Source organism: Variovorax frigidus (genome assembly GCF_051216515.1).
In the GTDB taxonomy this organism is placed as follows: Bacteria; Pseudomonadota; Gammaproteobacteria; order Burkholderiales; family Burkholderiaceae_C; genus Variovorax.
This window is the reverse complement of the sequence record NZ_JBPJZF010000003.1, coordinates 24,122-44,054: the sequence shown is the minus strand read 5'-3', so window position 1 is coordinate 44,054 and position 19,933 is coordinate 24,122. Positions and strand designations below refer to the sequence as shown.

Below are 19,933 nucleotides of genomic sequence, written 5' to 3'. Positions count from 1 at the left end.
CGCCAACGTCGGCGCGCTCACTTGACGAGCGCGGCCGCCTGGTTGGCCAGTTCCGTTGCCTTGGCGTAGTTGGCTTTGGCCTTCGAGGCCCAGAGTTCTTCCTGGCCGGTGAGCTGCTTGGACACCGCGACGTCACGCCGGCTCTTGCGGAACAGGTCGAGGAACTGCTCGTTCTTCACCATCTCCTGGCCGACCAGCGGCGCATAGGCGTAACCGCGCGCCTGCTTCAGCAGCTCGGCGGCCTGCGGATTCGGCTTGGCCTTCTGCTTTCGGTCGGCATCGTGGATTGCCTTGGTGGCGGCCTGCAGTTCCTTGAGCCGGAAGGTCACCATCTGGTCGAACATGCTCACCACCACCTGGTAGCGCGACTCGGACAGCGCGGAGTCGAACTGCACCTTGGCCTTCTTCGCCACCGCCTGGATGTCGGGGTAGCCGGCCGGCACCTTGAGGTCGGCATAGGGCAGCACCGGCAGCCGGCTGATCTTGGGGTCGAACAGGAGCTGCTGGCCTTCCTTCGACAGCGTGAAGGCGATGAACTTCTTCGCCTCGTCGGCGTTCTTCGCGCCGGTGACCAGGCCGATGTTGGCCGGCACCACGGCCGTCATGCTGGGGTAGGCGAACTCGACCGGGAAGCCCGAGTACTTGCCCGCCAGGCCGAAGAAGTCGATCACCATCCCGATGCCGTACTGGCCGCTGTTCACGCCGTCGGGCACGCCGAAGCTGCGGTCGGTCACGGCCGCGCAGTTGCCCATGATCTCGAGCAGCTGCGTCCAGCCGCGCTCCCAGCCCTCGCCCTGCAGCAGCGTCTCGACCGTGAGGTGGGTGGTGCCCGAGCGCGAGGGCGAGGAGATCGCGACGTGGCCGAAGTACTCGGGCTTCGCGAGGTCGCGCCATTCGCGCGGCACGGGCAGCTTGTTGGCCTGCAGGTAGCGGGTGTTCCACATCATCCCGTAGCCGGCCAGCGCCTGACCGTAGTAGAGGCCCTTGGGGTCGTTGATGGGGTAGTTGCCGATCTTCGCCGGCACGTGCGGGTTCTTGACTTCGGGCGCGGCCGTGAGCAGCTTGTCGCGCGCCAGCACCTCGAAGGCGTCGGGCGCCGAGGCCCACATCACATCGGGCCGCTGGCCCGCGGGCAGCTCCTTGATGTAGGCGATGGAGGCGGTGGTGTTCTTGTTGAGCACCTCGATCTTCACGCCGGCATTGGCCGCCTCGAAGGCCTTCTTGTAGGCGTCGGTCAGCTCCTTGGGGAAGGAGGTGATCACGGTCACGGTACCGGCCTGGGCCGCGCCGGACAGCACGACGAGGCAGGCGGTCGCCACGCTGGAAAGGACTCTCTTGAAGGGCATGCGCTGGGTCTCCTTGGAGCACCCACTGTAGGTCGGCCCTCCCCCTGCCATGAGAGGTTTATCCCTGACGCGCAGGCGTCCGCGCGCCGCGGGCGGCTTGCCTATCATCGGAGCGATGTACTCCGCCCTCCGCATCCCACGCAGCGAATTCGTCCCCGTGCGCCATCAGCGCTACCACGTGCGCCAGTGGGGCACGCCCTCCCCCGTGCGCCCGCCCCTCGTGCTGCTGCACGGCTGGATGGATGTGGCCGCCTCGTGGCAGTTCGTGGTCGACGCGATGGCCGAGGAACGCCACATCGTCGCGCCCGACTGGCGCGGCTTCGGCCTGACCGAAGGCGGCGAGGTCGACAACTACTGGATGCCCGACTATCTGGCCGACCTCGACTGGCTGCTCGACCATTTCGCGGGCGATGCGCCGGTCGACCTGGTCGGCCACAGCATGGGCGGCAACCTCGCGATGCAGTACGGCGGCATCCGGCCGCAGCGGGTGCGCCGGCTGGTCAACCTCGAAGGCTTCGGCATGCCGCTGCTGCGCCCCGAGCAGGCGCCCGCACGCTACGGCAAGTGGATCGACGAACTCAAGCGCCTGCACCGCGGCGAGATGGACCTGCAAAGCTATGCCGACGTGCAGGGCGTGGCGCGGCGGCTGATGAAGACCAACCCGCGGCTGTCGCAGGACAAGGCCGACTGGCTGGCCAGCCACTGGGCCGCGCCGCAGCTGCAGGCCGATGGCAGCACGCGCTGGCAGATCCTCGGCACCGCGGCGCACAAGGTGATCAACGCCAACATCTTCCGCGTGGATGAGGCGCTGGCCCTGTATGCCGCCATCGCCGCGCCGGTGCTGGCGGTCGAAGCCTCGGACGACAGCCTCGCGCGCTGGGGCGACCGCTACACGCTGGCCGAGTACCACGAGCGGCTGAAGTCGGTGCCGGACGCGCGCGTCGCCGTGGTGCAGGACGCCGGCCACATGCTGCACCACGACCAGCCGCAGCAGGTGGCGCGCCTGATCGAAGACTTCCTGCGCTGAGCCAGCGGCGCGGCACGGCCGCCTGCCCGTTCGGATTCAGAGTGCGGATTCAGGGTGTTATCCGACACACAAGTTAACAATTAGCGGGCAGACTTCGCGGGTTTTGCTCTTTTTGCGCTCCCCATGACCACCACTGCCGTGACTGCCATCGATCCCCGGGACTTCCAGCGCCTGCTGAGCCGCAACGTGAAGCTCCCGCTGATCGGCGGCCTGCTGGGGGCCGTGGTCTTCGTCGGGCTGATCTTCTATCTGCTGTCGGTGATCTCCTGGGTCGAGCACACCGACCGCGTGACGCGCGACGCCAGCGAAATGCAGCGCCTGACCATCGACCTCGAAACCGGCATGCGCGGCTTCCTGCTCACGGGCGACGAGGCCTTCCTGCAACCCAACGAGAGCGCCCAGCCGCGGCTCACGGCCGGCATGGTGGCGCTGCGCAAGCTGGTCGCGGACAACCCGGCGCAGGTCGACCGGCTGGACCGCATCGCCACGCTGCAGACCGCCTGGAACCAGTTCGCGGCCGAGATGATCGCGCTGCGGCGCGCCGGCGGCGACTACGAGACGGTCATTCGACAGGGGCGCGGCAAGCGCCTGACGGACGACATCCGCACGGGCTTCAACAACTTCATGAGCGTCGAGCAGGGCCTGCGCTTCCAGCGCAACAACGAGGCCAACACCACGGCGCTGGCGATCGTCGGCCTGTTCGTCCTGTTCACGCTCGCGCTCACCGGCCTGCTCGCCTTCTTCGGCCGGCGGCAGCTGGTGCGCCTGTCCGAAGGCTACGACATGGTGCTGCAGCGGCAGGCCACGCATGCCGACGCCCTGCAGGGTCAGGCCTGGCTGCGCGGTGCCCAGACCGAACTCACGGGCGAACTGGTGGGTGAACTCAGCGCGCACGAGATGGGCCGCAAGGTGTTGGGCTTCTTCGCGCACCAGTTGGGCAGCAGCGTGGGCGCGATGTACGTGCGCGAGCGCAATGGCGACCTGCGCCGCGTGGCCAGCTACGGCTTCTCGCCCGAGGCCGACGCCTCGCCGCAGGTGTTTGCAGCCGGACAAGGCATGGTCGGCCAGGCGGCCGCCGAGCGCCGTCTGACGGTGGTCGAGCCGGTCGCGGCCGACTACCTGCGCATCAACTCCGGCCTTGGCGACATGGCGCCGCGCGCGGCCGTGCTGATGCCGGTCAGCCACAACGGCTTCGTCAACGGCGTGATCGAACTCGGCCTGCTGCGCGCGCCCGAGGAACGTTCGACCGAACTGCTCGAATTGGTGGCCGGCAACATCGGCAGCTCGGTGGCCGCGGTGCGCTACCGCGAGCAGCTGCAGGACGCGCTGGCCGAAACCCAGCAGCTCAACGAGGAACTGCAGGTTCAGCAGGAAGAGCTGCGCACCGCCAACGAAGAGCTCGAGGAGCAGTCGCGCGCGCTGCGCGCCTCGCAGGCCACGCTGGAGAACCAGCAGGCCGAACTCGAACAGACCAACAGCCAGCTGTCGGAACGCACCGAAGCGCTGGACCTGCGCAACGCGGCGCTGCGCCGGGTGCAGAACGACCTGGAAGAGCGCGCGCAGGAGCTGCAGCGCGCGAGCCGCTACAAGTCGGAGTTCCTGGCCAACATGTCGCACGAACTGCGCACGCCGCTCAACAGCGCGCTGATCCTGTCGAAGCTGCTGGGCGACAACCCGCAGGGCAACCTGACGGCCGAGCAGGTGAAGTTTGCCGAGTCGATCCATTCCTCGGGCAACGACCTGCTGGTGCTGATCAACGACATCCTCGACATCGCCAAGGTCGAGGCCGGCAAGCTGGAACTGGTGTCCGAGGAAGTGCCGCTGGCCCGCCTGGCCGACAGCCTCCAGATGACCTTCACGCCGCTGGCCCGGCAGAAGCAGCTCACCTTCCGGCTGGCGGTGCAGGCCGACGCACCTGAATTGCTCGTGACCGACCGCCAGCGCGTCGAGCAGATCCTCAAGAACCTGCTGTCGAACGCGCTCAAGTTCACCGACCAGGGCGAGGTTTCGCTGACCGTGTCCGGCGCACCGGGTGGCGGCGCGCGCTTCGCGGTCAAGGACTCGGGCATCGGGATTCCGGTGGACCAGCAGGACGTGATCTTCGAAGCCTTCCGGCAGGCCGACGGCACCACCAGCCGGCGCTACGGCGGCACCGGACTGGGCCTGTCGATTTCGCGCGATCTCACCGCGCTGCTCGGCGGCCGCCTCACGGTCGACAGCGTTCCGGGCCAGGGCAGCACCTTCACGCTCGAACTGCCCGCGACGGCGCCGATCGCGGTTCAGGGCGAGCGCCCGCCGGCCATGGCGCCGTCGCCCGCGACCGTGCAACGCCTCTACGTCGCCGCGCCGCCGCCGATGCCGATCGCCTCGGAGACCGTGCCGGCGCCGCTCATCCCCCACTTCGCCGACGACCGTGCCCTGCCCCGCGACAGCGCACGCCGCGTGCTGGTGATCGAGGACGAGCCCCAGTTCGCCCACATCCTCTACGACCTCGCGCACGAACTGGGCTACCGCTGCCTGGTGGCCCATGGCGCGGCCGACGGGTTCAGCCTCGCGGTGCAGTTCGTGCCCGACGCCATCCTGCTCGACATGCGCCTGCCCGATGCGCCGGGACTGAACGTGCTGCAGCGGCTCAAGGACGACCCGCACACCCGCCACATCCCGGTGCACATCGTCTCGGCCCAGGACCACAGCACCGAAACCGCGATGCACATGGGCGCCATCGGCTATGCGCTCAAGCCGGCCTCGCGCGAACAGCTCAAGCAGGTGTTCCAGAAGCTCGAGGACAAGCTCACGCAGAAGCTCAAGACCGTGCTGCTGGTGGAAGACGACGCGCTGCAGCGCGAGGCCGTGGTGCGGCTGATCGGCGACGAGGACGTGGCCATCACCGCCGTGGCCTCGGGCGAAGAGGCGATGGTGCTGCTGCGCAGCCGCGTCTTCGACTGCATGATCACCGACCTGCGCCTGCCCGACATGCAGGGCAGCGAGCTGCTCAAGCGCATGGCGACCGAGGAGATCTGCTCGTTCCCGCCGGTGATCGTCTACACCGGGCGCAACCTCACGCGCGACGAGGAGGCCGAGCTGCTGCGCTACTCGCGCTCCATCATCATCAAGGGGGCTCGCTCGCCCGAACGGCTGCTCGACGAGGTCACGCTGTTCCTGCACAAGGTCGAGGCCGACCTGTCGACCGAGCGCCAGAACATGCTCAAGACCGCCCGCGGGCGCGACCGCGTGTTCGAAGGCCGGCGCATCCTGCTGGTGGACGACGACGTGCGCAACATCTTCGCGCTCACCAGTGCGCTGGAGCAGCGCGGCGCGCTGGTCGAGATCGGCCGCAACGGCCGCGAAGCCCTGGAGAAGCTCGACCAGGTGAGCGACATCGACCTGGTGCTGATGGACGTGATGATGCCGGAGATGGACGGCCTCGAAGCCACGCGCCGGCTGCGCCAGGACCCGCGCTTCGCCAAGCTGCCGGTGATCGCCGTCACCGCCAAGGCCATGAAGGACGACCAGGAGCAGTGCATGGCCGCCGGCGCCAGCGACTACCTGGCCAAGCCGGTCGACCTGGACCGCCTGTTCTCGCTGCTGCGCGTATGGATGCCGCGCATGGAGCGCATGTGAGTCCACTGATTCCCTCGGACGGAATGAGGCAGCCGAAGCCGCTGACGCCGCCCAGCGACATCGAGATCGAGCTGCGGCTGCTGATGGAGGCGATCTACCTCAAGTACAGCTACGATTTCCGCGACTACACCGGCGCCTCGCAGAAGCGCCGCGTGCTGTATGCACTCGATCAGTTCAATCTGGCCAGCGTCTCGGCCCTGCAGGACCTGGTGCTGCACGATGCCTCGGCCTTCGCGCGACTGCTGCAGTTCCTCACCATCCCGGTCAGCGAGATGTTCCGCGACCCGAGCTATTTCCTGGCGCTGCGCCAGCAGGTGATCCCGGTGCTCCAGACCTACCCTTCGGTCAAGGTCTGGGTGGCGGGCTGCAGCACCGGCGAGGAAGCCTGGTCGCTGGCCATCCTGCTGCGCGAGGAAGGGCTGCTGGAGCGCACGCAGATCTATGCCACCGACATCAACCCGCTGTCGCTCGACAAGGCGCGCCTGGGCATCTTTCCGATGGAAGCGGTGCGCAACTACACCGCCAATTACCAGCGCGCGGGCGGCCGCCAGTCTTTTTCCGACTACTACACGGCGGCCTACGACGCCGCGCGCTTCGATCCCTCGCTGTGCACCAACACGATCTTCGCCGACCACAGCCTGGCGACCGACAGCGTGTTCGCCGAGACGCACCTGGTGTCGTGCCGCAACGTGCTGATCTACTTCAACCGCGCGCTGCAGGACCGGGCCTTCGGCCTGTTCCACGAGTCGCTGTGCCACCGTGGCTTCCTCGGCCTGGGCGCCAAGGAGAGCATCGACTTCTCGGCCTACGCGAACCGCTTCGACGACCTGGTGCGGCCCGAGCGCATCTACCGCAAGGCGACATGACGATGCCGCTTGCGCCCTTGCGCCGCGTCGACGCGGTGGTGATCGGCACCTCGGCCGGCGGCGTGGATGCACTCGCCACGCTGCTGCGCGATCTGCCCCAGCCCTGGCTGCTGCCGCTGGTGGTCGTGATCCACTTGCCGCAGCGGCGTGACAGCCGGCTGGCCGACGTGTTCCGCCAGCGCCTGTCGATTCCGGTGCAGGAGGCCGAGGACAAGGCGCCGGTGGCCCGGGGCACGCTCTATTTCGCGCCGCCCAGCTACCACCTGTCGATCGAGCGCGATCGGGTGTTCTCGCTGAGCTGCGAACCCCCGGTGCTATGGTCGCGTCCTTCGATCGACCTGTTGATGCAATCCGCGGCCGATGCCTACGGCCCCACGCTCGCCGGCTTTCTGTTGACGGGCGCCAACGCCGACGGCGCCGAAGGCATGCGAAAGATCCAGCAGGCCGGCGGCCTGACTGCGGTGCAGGACCCGGCCGAGGCCGAAGTCGACACCATGCCCCGGGCCGCGCTGGCGCTGCTCACTCCCGACCGCACACTGCCGCTGCGCGGTCTGCATACCTTGCTGGTGGAATTGAATGCTCTTCATGCCGATTGATGTCGAAAGCAAGTTGCTGATCGTCGACGACCTGCCCGAGAACCTGCTCGCGCTGGACGCGCTGATCCGCGGCCGGGGCCGAACGGTGTTCCAGGCCACCTCGGCCGAGGCGGCGCTGGCACTGATGCTCGAACACGAGTTCGCGCTGGCCATCCTCGACGTGCAGATGCCGGGCATGAACGGCTTCGAACTGGCCGAACTGATGCGCGGCACCGAGCGCACGCGCCACATTCCGATCATCTTCGTGAGCGCCGCGGGCCGCGAGATGAACTACGCCTTCAAGGGCTACGAGAGCGGCGCGGTCGATTTCCTGCAGAAGCCGCTGGACGCCTACGTGGTGGCCAGCAAGGTCAACGTCTTCGTGGACCTGCACCACCACCGCAAGGCGCTCAAGCACGAGATGGAGGCACTGGCCGCGGCCCATCGCGAGCAGGCGGCGCTGGTCGACAAGCTGCAGATCGCCCAGGGCGACCTGGAGCGCGCGGTGCGCATGCGCGACGACTTCATGTCGATGGTCTCGCACGAGTTGCGCACGCCGCTCAACACGCTCTACCTCGAGACGCAGGTGCGCAAGCTGCATCTGGGCAAGGGCAACATGGCGCCCTTCGCGCCCGACAAGCTGCCGGCCATGATCGAGCGCGACCAGCGGCAGATCCAGAACATGGTGCGGCTGATCGACGACATGCTCGACGTGTCGCGCCTGCGCAGCGGCTCGTTGTCGATCCGGCCCAAGCCCTTCGACCTGGCGCAGCTCGCACAGCGCGTGGTGGAAAGCCTGATGAACCAGGCCGAGGCCGTGGGATCGACCATCCACCTGGACGCGCAAGGCCCCATCGAAGGCCTATGGGACGAGTTCCGGATCGAACAGGTGCTGACCAACCTGCTGACCAACGCCTTGCGCTACGGCCGGGGCAGCCCGGTGGCGGTCACGGTGCGTCGGCTCGGCGAGCAGGCACAGATGACGGTGCGCGACCAGGGCATCGGCATCGCGACCGCGGACCACGGGCGGATCTTCGAACAGTTCGAGCGCACCGACGACAGCCGCAAGCACGCCGCCGGCCTGGGGCTGGGCCTGTACATCACGCGCGAGATCGTGATCGCGCACGGCGGCGACATCGGCGTGGAGAGCACGCCCGGCGAAGGCGCGCTGTTCCGCGTGACCCTGCCGTTGCAAGCGCCCACCCCCTGAAACCGAGGGAAAACTGAACAGCCGCCCGAGCCGCCGCTCCGCAGCATCATCCCGGCCGTCGGCGACCACCTCACCCCGGTCGACGCGGTGCAGGTGGCGATTCTGGGCACGTCCGGCCTGATGTTCTCCTACGGCCGACGCTTCTGAACGGGGCCATTCTGCGGCGGGGCCGGGGGCATGAGAAAATGTCGGGTTGCGCCCGGCGCCCGCCGGGCCACCTCATTTTTTCAGGACACCCCATGGACGCAGAACAAATCAACCAGATCGAAGCCAACCTTGCCGACCTGAGCGTGCGCACGGTCGATTTACGGAGGTATCTTTGACTACGATGCCAAAGCCGAACGTCTGAGGACGGTCAACGCATCGCTCGAAGATCCGACGGTCTGGAACGACCCGAAGAAGGCCCAGGAACTGGGCCGCGAGAAGAAGTCGCTCGACGGCGTGGTCGTCACGCTCGACCGCCTCACCGGCGGCCTGGCCGACAACACCGAGCTGTTCGAGATGTCGAAGGCCGATGGCGACCTGGACGGCCTGCAGGCCATCGCCGATGACGCCGCCGTGCTCGAAGCCGACATCAAGCAACTCGAGTTCCGCCGGATGTTCAACAACCCGGCCGATCCGCTGAACTGCTTCGTCGACATCCAGGCCGGCGCGGGCGGCACCGAGGCCTGCGACTGGGCCAGCATGCTGCTGCGCCAGTACCTGAAGTACGCCGAGCGCAAGGGCTTCAAGACGCAGATCGAGGACGAGACCCCGGGCGACACCGCGGGCATCAAGGGCGCGACCATCAAGGTCGAGGGCGACTACGCCTTCGGCCTGCTGCGCACCGAGACCGGCGTGCACCGCCTGGTGCGCAAGTCGCCCTTCGACTCGTCGGGCGGCCGTCACACCAGCTTCGCGTCGATCTTCGTGTACCCCGAAGTGGACGACTCGATCGAGATCGAGATCAACCCGTCGGACGTGCGCACCGACACCTTCCGTGCCAGCGGCGCGGGCGGCCAGCACATCAACAAGACCGACTCGGCCGTGCGGCTCACGCACATCCCGACCGGTATCGTGGTGCAGTGCCAGGACGGCCGCAGCCAGCACAGCAACCGCGACGTGGCCTGGAAGCGCCTGCGTTCGCGGCTGTACGACTTCGAACTGCGCAAGCAGCAGGAAGCGCAGCAGAAGCTGGAGGACACCAAGACCGACGTGGGCTGGGGCCACCAGATCCGCAGCTACGTGCTGGACAACAGCCGCATCAAGGACCTGCGCACCAACGTCGAGGTTTCGGCCACGCAGAAGGTGCTCGACGGCGAGCTCGACGTGTTCATCGAAGCCTCGCTGAAGCAAGGCGTCTGATGCCTCGCACGGACGCGCTCATCTTCGACATGGACGGCACCATGGTCGACTCCATGCCCTGGCACGCCAAGGCATGGATCGAGTTCGCACGCCGGCGCGGGCTCGCGCTCGACGTGCCCGATCTCATGCGCCGCACCACCGGCCGCAATGCCTTCGAATGCGCCTGCGAGCTGATGGAACGCGAGGTGAGCGCGGCCGAGAGCGACGAGATCACGCACGAGAAGGAAACGATCTACCGTGAGCTGTTCGGCGCCGTGTTCGCCGAAGTCGCGGGCTTCGGCGCCTTCGCCAAAGCGGCGGCGGCGCGCGGTCTGAAGGTCGCGGTCGGCACGGCGGGCGACCGCCACAACGTCGCCTTCGTGATGGAGCGCCTGCGGATGGACCCGCTGCCGCTGACCATCGTGGGCGGCGACGAGGGCTTCACCGGCAAGCCCACGCCGGCCATCTTCCTCGAGGCGGCCCGCCGCATCGGCGTCGAACCCGCACACTGCATCGTGTTCGAGGACGCCCCCTTCGGCATCGAGGCCGCGCGCCGCGCCGGCATGCGCGCCGTGGCGGTCTGCACCACCCACAGCGCGGCCGAACTGGCCGGCCCGCACGTGATCGCCGCCGTGCGCGACTACGAAGAACTTGCCCTTTCGAATTTCCTGGAGACACTCGATGCTGCAACTGCGTGATGGACAAGAACAGTCGCTGGCGATCCGTCGCGAGGACTATGTCGCCCCCGCCTGGTGGATCGACACCGTCGACCTGACCTTCGACCTGGACCCGGCCAAGACGCGCGTGCTCAATCGCATGCGCCTGCGCCGCAACCCCGACCTGCCGGCCGGCCCGCTGCGCCTGGACGGCGACGAGCTGAACCTGGCACGCGTGCTGGTCGACGGCCAGGGCGCGTCCTTCCGCATGGACAACGACCAACTGGTGATCGACAACCTGCCCGACAGCTTCGAGCTGGAGATCTTCACCACCTGCTGCCCGGCGAAGAACACCAAGCTCATGGGCCTGTTCGTGAGCGAGAACACCTTCTTCACGCAGTGCGAGGCCGAGGGCTTTCGCCGCATCACCTACTTCCTCGACCGTCCCGATGTGATGGCCAGCTACACCGTGACGCTGCGCGCCGACAAGGCCGCCTACCCGGTGCTGCTGTCGAACGGCAACCTGACCGAGAGCGGCGACCTGCAAGGACCCGGCAACGAGGGCCGTCACTTCGCGAAATGGGTCGACCCCTTCCGCAAGCCCAGCTACCTGTTCGCGCTGGTCGCGGGCAAGCTGGTGGCGCGCGAGCAGCGCATCACCACCCGCGCCGGCAAGGAGCACCTGCTGCAGGTCTACGTGCGCGCGGGCGACCTCGACAAGACCGAGCACGCGATGAACTCGCTGGTGCACTCGATCCTCTGGGACGAGACCCGCTTCGGCCTGCCGCTGGACCTGGACCGCTTCATGATCGTCGCCACCAGCGACTTCAACATGGGCGCGATGGAGAACAAGGGCCTGAACATCTTCAACACGAAGTACGTGCTGGCCAGCCAGGCGACTGCCACCGATGCCGACTACGGCAATATCGAAAGCGTGGTCGGCCATGAGTACTTCCACAACTGGTCGGGCGACCGCGTGACCTGCCGCGACTGGTTCCAGCTCTCGCTCAAGGAAGGCCTCACGGTCTTCCGCGACCAGGAGTTCAGCATGGACCTGTGCGCCGATGCGTCGGCGCGCGCAGTCAAGCGCATCGAGGACGTGCGGGTGCTGCGCACCGCGCAGTTCCCCGAAGATGCCGGCCCCATGGCGCACCCGGTGCGCCCCGACAGCTACATCGAGATCAGCAACTTCTACACCGTCACCATCTACGAGAAGGGTGCGGAGGTGGTGCGCATGATGCAGACGCTGGTCGGCCGCAAGGGCTTCGAGGCTGGCATCACGCTGTACTTCGAGCGCCACGACGGCCAGGCCGTGACCTGCGACGATTTCGCGCAGGCCATCGCCGATGCCAATCCGGATTCCGAACTGGCCCGGCTGCTGCCCCAGTTCAAGCGCTGGTACGGACAGGCCGGCACGCCGCGCCTCGCGGCCAGCGGCCACTACGACGCCGAGGCGCGCAGCTACACGCTGCGCTTCACGCAGAGCTGTCCGCCCACGCCGGGCCAGGCGCTCAAGCTGCCCTTCGTGATCCCGGTGAACCTGGGCCTGCTGGCTGCCGACGGCCGCGAGCTGCCGCTGCAGCGCGACGGAGAAGCGCAGGCCGCGCACGGCACCCGCACGCTGGTGCTGACCGAAGCCGAACAGCAGTTCACCTTCCACGGCCTCGACGCCGAGCCCGTGCCCTCGATCCTGCGCGGCTTCAGCGCGCCGGTGATCCTCGACTTCGGCTACACCGACACCCAGCTGCTCACGCTGCTGGCCAACGACCTCGATCCCTTCAACCGCTGGGAAGCGGGCCAGCGGCTGGCGCTGCGCAGCGCGATCCGCGCGATCGGCGCCGCCGAGGCCGGCGCACCGGTGCTCGACGCCGCCTACATCGACGCCATGCGCGCGGTGCTGCGCGATGCCAAGCTCGATGCCGCCTTCAAGGAACTGGTGCTCACGCTGCCCTCGGAGACCTACATCGCCGAACAGCTCGAGGTGGTCGATCCACAGCGCATCCACACGGTGCGCGAAGCCATGCGCGCGCAGCTGGCCACGGCCCTGTTCGCCGAATGGGAGCAGGCCTACGAACAGAACCACGACACCGGCGCCTACACGCCCGACCCGCTCTCGGCCGGCCGCCGTGCGCTGGCCGGCATGGCCCTCTCCTTCCTGTGCCTGGCGGCACGCGAATCGGCCACTTCGACAGGCTCAGGACAATCGGATGTCTGGCCCGGCAAGACGCTGCAGCGCTTCAAGGACGCAGGCAACATGACCGACCGCTTCAATGCGCTGTCGGCCCTGGTGTCCTCGGGCCATGCGCTGGCCGCCCCGGCGCTCGCGCGTTTCCATGCGCTGTTCAAGGACGAGGCGCTGGTCATCGACAAGTGGTTCTCGCTGCAGGCCGGCGCGCCCGACCGTGGCGGCCACGTATTGCCACTGGTCAAGCAGTTGATGAAGCACCCGGACTTCTCGCTCAAGAACCCCAACCGCGCTCGCAGCGTGATCTTCAGCTACTGCAGCGCCAACCCCGGCGCCTTCCACCGCACCGACGCTGCGGGCTACGTGTTCTGGTCGGACCGCGTGATCGAGCTCGACGCGCTCAATCCGCAGGTCGCGGCCCGCCTCGCGCGCGGCCTCGACCGCTGGAACAAGCTGGCCGAACCCTACCGCAGCGCGGCCCGCGAAGCCCTCGCCCGCGTGGCCGCGCGACCCGACCTGAGCAAGGACACACAGGAAGTCGTCCACCGCGCCCTCGCGGACTGAACCCCAAGGAAACTCCATGGCACAACAGAAAATTTCACTCACCCGCTACCTCGTCGAGCAGCAACGCGCCGACGGCCTCATCCCCGGCCAATTGCGGCTGCTGCTCGAAGTCGTGGCCCGCGCCTGCAAGAGCATCAGCATGGCCGTCAACAAGGGCGACCTGGGCGGCGTGCTCGGCACCGCCGACAGCGAGAACGTGCAGGGCGAAGTCCAGAAGAAGCTGGACATCATCGCCAACGAGGTGCTGATCGAAGCCAACGAATGGGGCGGCCACCTGGCTGCCATGGCCAGCGAAGAGATGGACAGCATCTACGTGGTGCCCAACCGCTACCCGCAGGGCGAATACCTGCTGCTGTTCGATCCCCTCGACGGCTCGAGCAACATCGACGTCAACGTGAGCATCGGCACCATCTTCAGCGTGCTGAAGAAGCCCGACGACCACCCGGGCGTGCAGGAAGCCGACTTCCTGCAGGCCGGCGCCAAGCAGGTCGCGGCCGGCTACTGCATCTACGGCCCGCAGACCACGCTGGTGCTGACCGTCGGCGACGGCGTGGCGATGTTCACGCTCGACCGCGAACAGGGTTCCTTCGTGCTGACCAAGGAGAACATCCAGATCCCGGCCGACACCAAGGAATTCGCGATCAACATGAGCAACCAGCGCCACTGGGACGAACCAGTGAAGCGCTACATAGACGAATGCCTGGCCGGCACCGAAGGCCCGCGCGGCAAGGACTTCAACATGCGCTGGATCGCGAGCATGGTCACCGACGTGCACCGCATCCTGATGCGCGGCGGCGTCTTCCTGTACCCCTGGGACAAGCGCGAACCGGGCAAGCCCGGCAAGCTGCGCCTGATGTACGAGGCCAACCCCATGAGCTGGCTGGTCGAACAGGCCGGCGGCATGGCCACCAACGGCCGCGAGCGCATCCTCGACCTGCAGCCGGCCAAGCTGCATGAACGCGTCAGCGTGATGCTCGGCTCAAAAAATGAGGTCGAGCGCGTCACGCGGTATCACGACCCGCTATAATCGAAGGCTTAGCCGGTGTAGCTCAGTCGGTAGAGCAGCTCATTCGTAATGAGAAGGTCGGGTGTTCGATTCATCTCTCCGGCACCAATCGCAGAAAGCCCGTTGTCTCCAGGACAACGGGCTTTTTTCGTTGGGGCGGGTGCCGTACGGCGAAACGCCCAGAGTCAGTGCAAGCATTTGAGCATCGCTGCGGGGCGCATCCGACGTGCATTCGTCCTCCCCTCACAAACCGACACGCAGCAACCAACGGGATGAAGGCACGCCGCCATGGCAGCGGCGCGTCGTCACGCCGGTGAGTGATGCGAATGAGTGGGAGCAAGACGCCCGTGGACGTCTGAGGACCGCAATTCACCGCAAAAGGCAGGCGCAGACTGCAAATGCCTTGAGAGGCCACGCTGTGCAGAATCACCTTGATGAAGGCAAGGTAGCCCAGAAACAGAAAAAGGCACCGAGGTGCCTTTTTCAATTCGAGATTTTTTGGGGTGGCTGATGGGACTCGAACCCACGACGACCAGAATCACAATCTGGGACTCTACCAGCTGAGCTACAGCCACCGCAGAGCCTTCTATTGTAGCAACAAAATCAACGTGCCGAAGCCTCGGCGGGCTGCGGCACGAGGATTTGTGCCTTGAAGCGTTCCTTGAGCAAATCGTAGTAAGCCAGGTTCTCGGCAGCCGTCACGACCTGCACGAACTGCTCGCTCTCCTGCTTGGCCGCCTCCGGCGTGGGTGCCGTGCGCGCCACGTTCTTGACGACGCGCAGCACCGCATAGCCCTGGGCGCCCAGATCGACGCCCACCAGCGCGGGCAGGCGGGTCGCATCGGCGCGCAATGCGGCCTCGACCACCGCCTGCGGCTGGGATTGCGCATCGATGCGCGACACGGTCATCGCGGCGCCCAGCGTGGCGGCGCTCGGGTTGGCCTGCCAGGCGGCGAGCTTGGCCTCGCCCTCGGCCTTGGCCAGCGCTGCAGCGCGCTGCGCGACCAGCAAGGTGCGCACCGATTCCTTGACCTCGGCCAGCGGCAGCGCGTGGGCGGCTTCGTACTTGACGACCCGGCCCGACGCCAGCTGGTTGGGGCCGATCTCGATGGCTTCGGTGTTGTGCTTGCGGGACAGCGAATCGGCAGCGAACAGCGCGGCCAGGAAGTTGGTGCTGGCCAGCGGGCCGGTGGCCCCCGGCTGCGGCGTGCGGGCCACGTTGGCGGCCGTGCGGATCGTCAGCTTGAGCTTGTCGGCTGCGGGCTGCAGGCTGTCGGGCTGCTGGTAGACCGTGTCGGTGAAGGTCTCGGCGGCCTTGGCGAACTCCTGCGTGGCCTGCTGGCCGCGCACTTCGTTCTCGATCGTCGCGCGCGCCTGCTCGAAAGGTTGCAGCACGCCCGGCTTGATGTCCTTGAGCTGGATGATGTGGTAGCCGAATTCGCTTTCGACGACGTTGCTGATCTCGCCCTTCTTGAGCGCGAACATCGCGTCCTCGAAAGGCTTGACCATCGCGCCGCGCGCGACGAAGTCGAGGTCGCCGCCCTTCTCCGCCGAACCCGGGTCCTGCGAATTCTTGCGTGCCACGTCGGCGAAGGTTTCCGGCGCCTTCTTGACCTGGGCCAGCAGTTGCTCGGCCTTGGCGCGTGCGGCTTCGCGCTCGGACTTCGAGGCGCTGGCCGGTGCGGTGATCAGGATGTGGCTCGCGCGGCGTTCCTCGGGCGTGCCGAAGCGGGCGCCGTTCTGCTCGTAGTAGCTCTTGAGGTCGGCATCGGTCACCGAGATGTTCTTCTTCGCCGCGTCCAGGTCGAGCACCAGGTACTCGACGCTGGCCTGCTCGGGCGCCTGGAACTGCGCCGCGTGGTCCTTGTAGTAGGTCTCGATGTCGGCATCGCTGACCACGACCTTGGCCTTGAAATCGGCCGGGTTGAAACGTGCCAGCTGCACCTCGCGGCGATCGTAGAACGCGCCGAGCGTGGCCTGCGCCTGCGCGGGCGTCGCGAAGGCCGTGCCCGACACGCCGAGCAGGACCTGCTGCGTGGCCAGGTCGGAGCGCACCGCGGCTTCGTACTGCTCCGGCGTGCGGCCGGTGGCCATCATGAAGCGCTCGCGGTCGAACTTGCCGTCGGCGGTGCGGAACGATGCCAGGCTGGTGTCTTCGGCGAACAGGCGGGCGAGCCGGTCTTCCGAAACGGTCATGTTCGACTTGGCGGCTGCGGCGGCCAGCACGCGGTCACGCACCATGCGCTCCAGCGTGGCATAGCGCGCGGCATCCGAATCGAGCATGGCTGCCTCGACGTTGGGCATCTGGCGGCGAATGCGATCGACCTCGTTGCGATGCTGCTGGTCCCACTCGGGACGGGTGATGTCATGACCGTCGACGCTCGCCACCTTCTCGCCCTTTTGGTCGCCCTGGTACCGGTCGACGCCGAACAGCACGAAGGACGGAATGATCAGCAAGAACAAGAAGCCCATGACGATCTTGTTGTACCTGCGGAAGAACTCAAACATGCTTGAAGACTCTCTGTGACGAATGCCGGAAGGCAAAACAAAAAGGCGAACTTCTGTTCGCCTGGTTGCCGGGTGGTGAACGCCGAAGGCTCCGCGCCGCGGATGGCTCCCGGTGAGGGAGTTGGCAAGCCCGACGAACCGACGATTCATCCAGGGCGGCCGACCAGCGTTGCGAAGGGCCTGACGGGGCCTGCCCATTTTATCAGCATGGTCGGTCACCCCCCCGATCAGCCTCGGGCGCAGGCCGGTTTAAGCGCTGCATGGCGCACCCAACGAAAAAGGCCCGGATCGCTCCGGGCCCTTTCACATGGATTCATGCACGAAACGGGTGGTGGGTGCTGACGGGCTCGAACCGCCGACCTGCGCCGTGTAAAGGCGACGCTCTACCAACTGAGCTAAGCACCCCGTTGTGCAGCGAGGGATTGTCTCAGTTCAGCGCGTCTTTCAGCGCCTTGCCAGGACGAAACTTCGGAATTTTTGCAGCCTTGATCTTGATGGCCTCGCCGGTGCGCGGGTTGCGACCCGTGCGTGCCGCACGTTTGCCCACTGCGAAAGTACCGAAACCGACGAGCGACACGGAGTTGCCCTTCTTGAGCGTTGTACGAATGGCGCCGATGGTGGACTCGAGTGCGCGCGTGGCGGCGGCTTTGGAGATGTCGGCGTTTTTTGCGATGTGCTCAATCAGTTCGGTCTTGTTCACAAGGGCCCCTCAAAGGAAAAGTGGATCGGTTTTCATCAGATGCACGACGGGCTCGCGGCGGAACACTCGGCGACGGATACGCAGGCGAATCTGACGTGTCGGCAGCGGACCGCCGACGATGATTACAACCACAGGGCTACGGGGTGTCAATAAGTCGCGCGCCCGTGCCGCCCTGCGGGGACGGCGATTCTAGGGCCTGTTCACTCCGTTTCCGGGACGCGCCGGATCCATCGGGGCTGAATGCAAGGCGCACGCGCGCAGCAAGACCGAAGCCTTGCGGCGCGGGCAACGCCGCAGACGGCCTTCGAATCAGAGCGCTTCGGCGATCGCGCGACCCAGGTCCGCGGTGCCGGCCGTGCCGCCGATGTCGGCCGTGCGCGGCGCGCCGCTGTCGGGCGCGAGCACCTTCTCGATCGCTGCCAGGATCGCGTCGTGCGCGTCCTTGTGGCCGAGGAATTCGAGCATCATCGCGCCGCACCAGATCTGGCCGATCGGGTTGGCGATGCCCTTGCCCGCGATGTCGGGCGCCGAGCCGTGCACCGGCTCGAACAGCGAGGGCGTGGTGCGCTCGGGGTTGAGGTTGGCGCTGGGCGCGATGCCGATGGTGCCGGTGCAGGCCGGGCCCAGGTCGGACAGGATGTCGCCGAACAGGTTGCTCGCCACCACCACGTCGAAGAAGTCCGGGCGCTGCACGAAATGCGCGGTCAGGATGTCGATGTGGAACTTGTCGAGCGTGATGCCCGGGTAGTTCTTGGCCATCGCGGCCACGCGCTCGTCCCAGTAGGGCATGGTGATCGAGATGCCGTTGGACTTGGTGGCGCTGGTCAGGTGCTTCTTGGGCCGCGACTGCGCGAGCTCGAAGGCGAACTTGAGCACGCGGTCGACGCCGATGCGCGACATCACGGTCTCCTGCACCACGATCTCGCGCGGCGTGCCTTCGTACATGCGCCCGCCGATGCTCGAGTACTCGCCTTCGGTGTTCTCGCGCACGATGTACATGTCGATCTCGCCGGGCTGGCGCGGCGTGCCGTCGCGGCGCACCACGGGTGCGACGATGCCGGGCATCAGGCGTGCGGGGCGCAGGTTGATGTACTGGTCGAACTCGCGGCGGAACAACAGCAGCGAGCCCCACAGCGAGATGTGGTCGGCGATCTTCTCGGGCCAGCCGACCGCGCCGAAGTAGATGGCGTCATGGCCGCCGATCTGGTCCTTCCAGTTGTCGGGCAGCATCTTGCCGTGCTTCTCGCAGTAGTCCCAGCTCGAGAAATCGAAGTGGTCGAACTTCAGGTCGATGCCGAACTTGCGCGCGGCCGCGTCGAGCACGCGCACGCCCTCGGGCATGGTTTCCTTGCCGATGCCGTCGCCGGCGATGACTGCGATGCGATGGGTGCTCATGGTCGGATGTCCTTGGATGAAGAAGAGTTGTCTCTGGATTTTTGAAAGAAGGTCAGCGCCTCGCGCACCAGCGCGTCGGGGGCTTCCTCAGGGATGTAGTGGCCGCAGGGCAGCGTGCCGCCCGACACGTCGGCGGCGACTTCGCGCCACAGCGCCAGCACGTCGAAGCATTTGCCGACCACGCCGTGCGCACCCCACAGCACGCGCAGCGGCTGGGCCAGGCGACGGCCGGCAGCGATGTCTTCGCGGTCGTGCACCAGGTCGATCGAGGCCGAGGCGCGGTAGTCCTCGCACACCGCCTCGGCCGTGCCGGGCAGCGCCGCACAGCGCTCGTACTCGGCCAGCGCTTCGGGCGCGAAGGGCGCGAGGCCCGCATGCCGACCGCCCATCACGCTGCGCACGTAGCGCGCCGGATCGGAGGACAGCAGGGCTTCGGGCAGCGGCGGTGGCTGGATCAGGAAGAACCAGTGCCAGTAGGCGCGCGCAAAAGCCTCGGAGGTGTTCGCATACATGGCCAGCGTGGGCGCGATGTCCAGCAGCAGCAGCCGCTCGACCGCGGCCGGATGGTCGGCCGCCAGCCGATGGGCCACGCGCGCACCGCGGTCGTGGGCCAGCACCTGGAAGCGATCGAAGCCGTGGTGCCGCATCACGGCCATCGCATCGTGCGCCATCTCGCGCTTGCTGTACGTCACGTGCTCGGCGTCGGCCGCGGGCCGGCCCGAATCGCCGTAGCCGCGCAGGTCCATCATCACCACCGTGAAATGCGCCGCCAGCGCAGGCGCCACGCGGTGCCAGATCACGTGCGTTTGCGGATGGCCGTGCAGGAGCAGCAACGCCGGGCCGCTGCCGCCGATGCGGCCATGCAGCGCGACGCCGTCGCGTTGCAGATCGAAGGAGGTGAAGTCGTTGAGCACGCATCGATTGTGCGTTGCCCTCCTCTCGGCTTCAAGC

General features: G+C 67.1%; 14 protein-coding genes and 3 tRNA genes. 10 read left to right on the top strand and 7 right to left on the bottom strand.

All coding sequences use genetic code 11. The features are described from left to right. Window positions 1-17: 17 nt before the first annotated feature. Entirely contained in the window at window positions 18-1,346 is a 1,329-nt protein-coding gene (locus tag ACSFBC_RS09535) for an ABC transporter substrate-binding protein (protein ID WP_435510090.1), read from the bottom strand. 115 nt (window positions 1,347-1,461) lie between these two features. On the opposite strand from ACSFBC_RS09535, the gene ACSFBC_RS09530 reads away from it, so the two are divergent. The 10 genes from ACSFBC_RS09530 to ACSFBC_RS09485 all read left to right on the top strand — a co-directional run bounded on the left by ACSFBC_RS09530 (window position 1,462) and on the right by ACSFBC_RS09485 (window position 14,487). Next, window positions 1,462-2,373: an alpha/beta fold hydrolase gene (locus tag ACSFBC_RS09530; RefSeq protein WP_435510089.1), complete on the top strand. Its 912-nt coding sequence runs from the start codon at window positions 1,462-1,464 to the stop codon at window positions 2,371-2,373. Window positions 2,374-2,496: 123 nt separating this feature from the next. Continuing rightward, a complete protein-coding gene (locus ACSFBC_RS09525; protein ID WP_435510088.1) occupies window positions 2,497-5,994 on the top strand; it encodes a response regulator in 3,498 nt (1,165 codons plus the stop codon). Between the two features lie 23 nt (window positions 5,995-6,017). Further along, a complete protein-coding gene (locus ACSFBC_RS09520; RefSeq protein WP_435510087.1) occupies window positions 6,018-6,860 on the top strand; it encodes a CheR family methyltransferase in 843 nt (280 codons plus the stop codon). Next, window positions 6,857-7,456: a chemotaxis protein CheB gene (locus ACSFBC_RS09515; RefSeq protein ID WP_435510086.1), complete on the top strand. Its 600-nt coding sequence runs from the start codon at window positions 6,857-6,859 to the stop codon at window positions 7,454-7,456. Before ACSFBC_RS09520 ends, ACSFBC_RS09515 begins: the two co-directional genes overlap by 4 nt. Further along, window positions 7,446-8,645, top strand: a complete 1,200-nt coding sequence (locus tag ACSFBC_RS09510; RefSeq protein ID WP_435510085.1) for a hybrid sensor histidine kinase/response regulator — start codon at window positions 7,446-7,448, stop codon at window positions 8,643-8,645. The genes ACSFBC_RS09515 and ACSFBC_RS09510 overlap by 11 nt, the downstream gene beginning before the upstream one ends. A gap of 239 nt (window positions 8,646-8,884) precedes the next feature. After that, a protein-coding gene (gene prfB / locus ACSFBC_RS09505) for a peptide chain release factor 2 (protein ID WP_435510084.1) occupies window positions 8,885-9,989 on the top strand; the annotation gives its coding sequence in 2 pieces (ribosomal slippage) (window positions 8,885-8,965 and window positions 8,967-9,989; 1,104 coding nt in all). Further along, window positions 9,989-10,666, top strand: a complete 678-nt coding sequence (locus tag ACSFBC_RS09500; protein ID WP_435510083.1) for an HAD family hydrolase — start codon at window positions 9,989-9,991, stop codon at window positions 10,664-10,666. Before prfB ends, ACSFBC_RS09500 begins: the two co-directional genes overlap by 1 nt. Continuing rightward, complete coding sequence (gene pepN / locus ACSFBC_RS09495) at window positions 10,650-13,373, top strand: aminopeptidase N (RefSeq protein ID WP_435510082.1); 2,724 nt, start codon at window positions 10,650-10,652, stop codon at window positions 13,371-13,373. The genes ACSFBC_RS09500 and pepN overlap by 17 nt, the downstream gene beginning before the upstream one ends. 16 nt (window positions 13,374-13,389) lie before the next feature. Next, window positions 13,390-14,400 carry a class 1 fructose-bisphosphatase gene (locus ACSFBC_RS09490; RefSeq protein WP_435510081.1) on the top strand — a complete coding sequence of 337 codons (1,011 nt, stop codon included), beginning with the start codon at window positions 13,390-13,392 and terminating at the stop codon, window positions 14,398-14,400. An 11-nt stretch (window positions 14,401-14,411) separates the two neighbouring features. Beyond that, a tRNA-Thr gene (locus tag ACSFBC_RS09485) sits at window positions 14,412-14,487 on the top strand. 391 nt (window positions 14,488-14,878) lie between these two features. On the opposite strand, the gene ACSFBC_RS09480 is transcribed toward ACSFBC_RS09485, so the two are convergent. From ACSFBC_RS09480 to ACSFBC_RS09455, 6 genes are all read right to left on the bottom strand, one after another. After that, a tRNA-His gene (locus ACSFBC_RS09480) sits at window positions 14,879-14,954 on the bottom strand. Between the two features lie 28 nt (window positions 14,955-14,982). After that, complete coding sequence (locus ACSFBC_RS09475) at window positions 14,983-16,887, bottom strand: SurA N-terminal domain-containing protein (protein ID WP_435510080.1); 1,905 nt, start codon at window positions 16,885-16,887, stop codon at window positions 14,983-14,985. A 329-nt stretch (window positions 16,888-17,216) separates the two neighbouring features. Then, window positions 17,217-17,292: transfer RNA gene (locus tag ACSFBC_RS09470), tRNA-Val, on the bottom strand. 22 nt (window positions 17,293-17,314) lie between these two features. After that, the gene (locus tag ACSFBC_RS09465; RefSeq protein ID WP_183023946.1) at window positions 17,315-17,587 is read right to left on the bottom strand and encodes an HU family DNA-binding protein; all 273 of its coding nucleotides are present in this window, start codon (window positions 17,585-17,587) and stop codon (window positions 17,315-17,317) included. 309 nt (window positions 17,588-17,896) lie between these two features. Further along, window positions 17,897-18,982 (bottom strand): tartrate dehydrogenase, encoded by a 1,086-nt coding sequence (locus ACSFBC_RS09460; RefSeq protein ID WP_435510079.1) that lies wholly within the window; start codon window positions 18,980-18,982, stop codon window positions 17,897-17,899. Further along, a complete protein-coding gene (locus ACSFBC_RS09455) occupies window positions 18,979-19,896 on the bottom strand; it encodes an alpha/beta fold hydrolase (protein ID WP_435510078.1) in 918 nt (305 codons plus the stop codon). The genes ACSFBC_RS09460 and ACSFBC_RS09455 overlap by 4 nt, the downstream gene beginning before the upstream one ends. Window positions 19,897-19,933 lie beyond the last annotated feature (37 nt).

Excerpts from the sequence above, each read along its gene's own strand:
- ACSFBC_RS09475 (WP_435510080.1), bottom strand. The coding sequence starts at position 16,887 with ATGTTTGAGTTCTTCCGCAGGTACAACAAGATCGTCATGGGCTTCTTG.
- ACSFBC_RS09535 (WP_435510090.1), bottom strand. The coding sequence starts at position 1,346 with ATGCCCTTCAAGAGAGTCCTTTCCAGCGTGGCGACCGCCTGCCTCGTC.
- pepN (WP_435510082.1), top strand. The coding sequence starts at position 10,650 with ATGCTGCAACTGCGTGATGGACAAGAACAGTCGCTGGCGATCCGTCGC.
- ACSFBC_RS09460 (WP_435510079.1), bottom strand. The coding sequence starts at position 18,982 with ATGAGCACCCATCGCATCGCAGTCATCGCCGGCGACGGCATCGGCAAG.
- ACSFBC_RS09500 (WP_435510083.1), top strand. The coding sequence starts at position 9,989 with ATGCCTCGCACGGACGCGCTCATCTTCGACATGGACGGCACCATGGTC.
- ACSFBC_RS09520 (WP_435510087.1), top strand. The coding sequence starts at position 6,018 with ATGAGGCAGCCGAAGCCGCTGACGCCGCCCAGCGACATCGAGATCGAG.
- ACSFBC_RS09515 (WP_435510086.1), top strand. The coding sequence starts at position 6,857 with ATGACGATGCCGCTTGCGCCCTTGCGCCGCGTCGACGCGGTGGTGATC.
- ACSFBC_RS09530 (WP_435510089.1), top strand. The coding sequence starts at position 1,462 with ATGTACTCCGCCCTCCGCATCCCACGCAGCGAATTCGTCCCCGTGCGC.
- ACSFBC_RS09510 (WP_435510085.1), top strand. The coding sequence starts at position 7,446 with ATGCCGATTGATGTCGAAAGCAAGTTGCTGATCGTCGACGACCTGCCC.
- ACSFBC_RS09525 (WP_435510088.1), top strand. The coding sequence starts at position 2,497 with ATGACCACCACTGCCGTGACTGCCATCGATCCCCGGGACTTCCAGCGC.
- ACSFBC_RS09490 (WP_435510081.1), top strand. The coding sequence starts at position 13,390 with ATGGCACAACAGAAAATTTCACTCACCCGCTACCTCGTCGAGCAGCAA.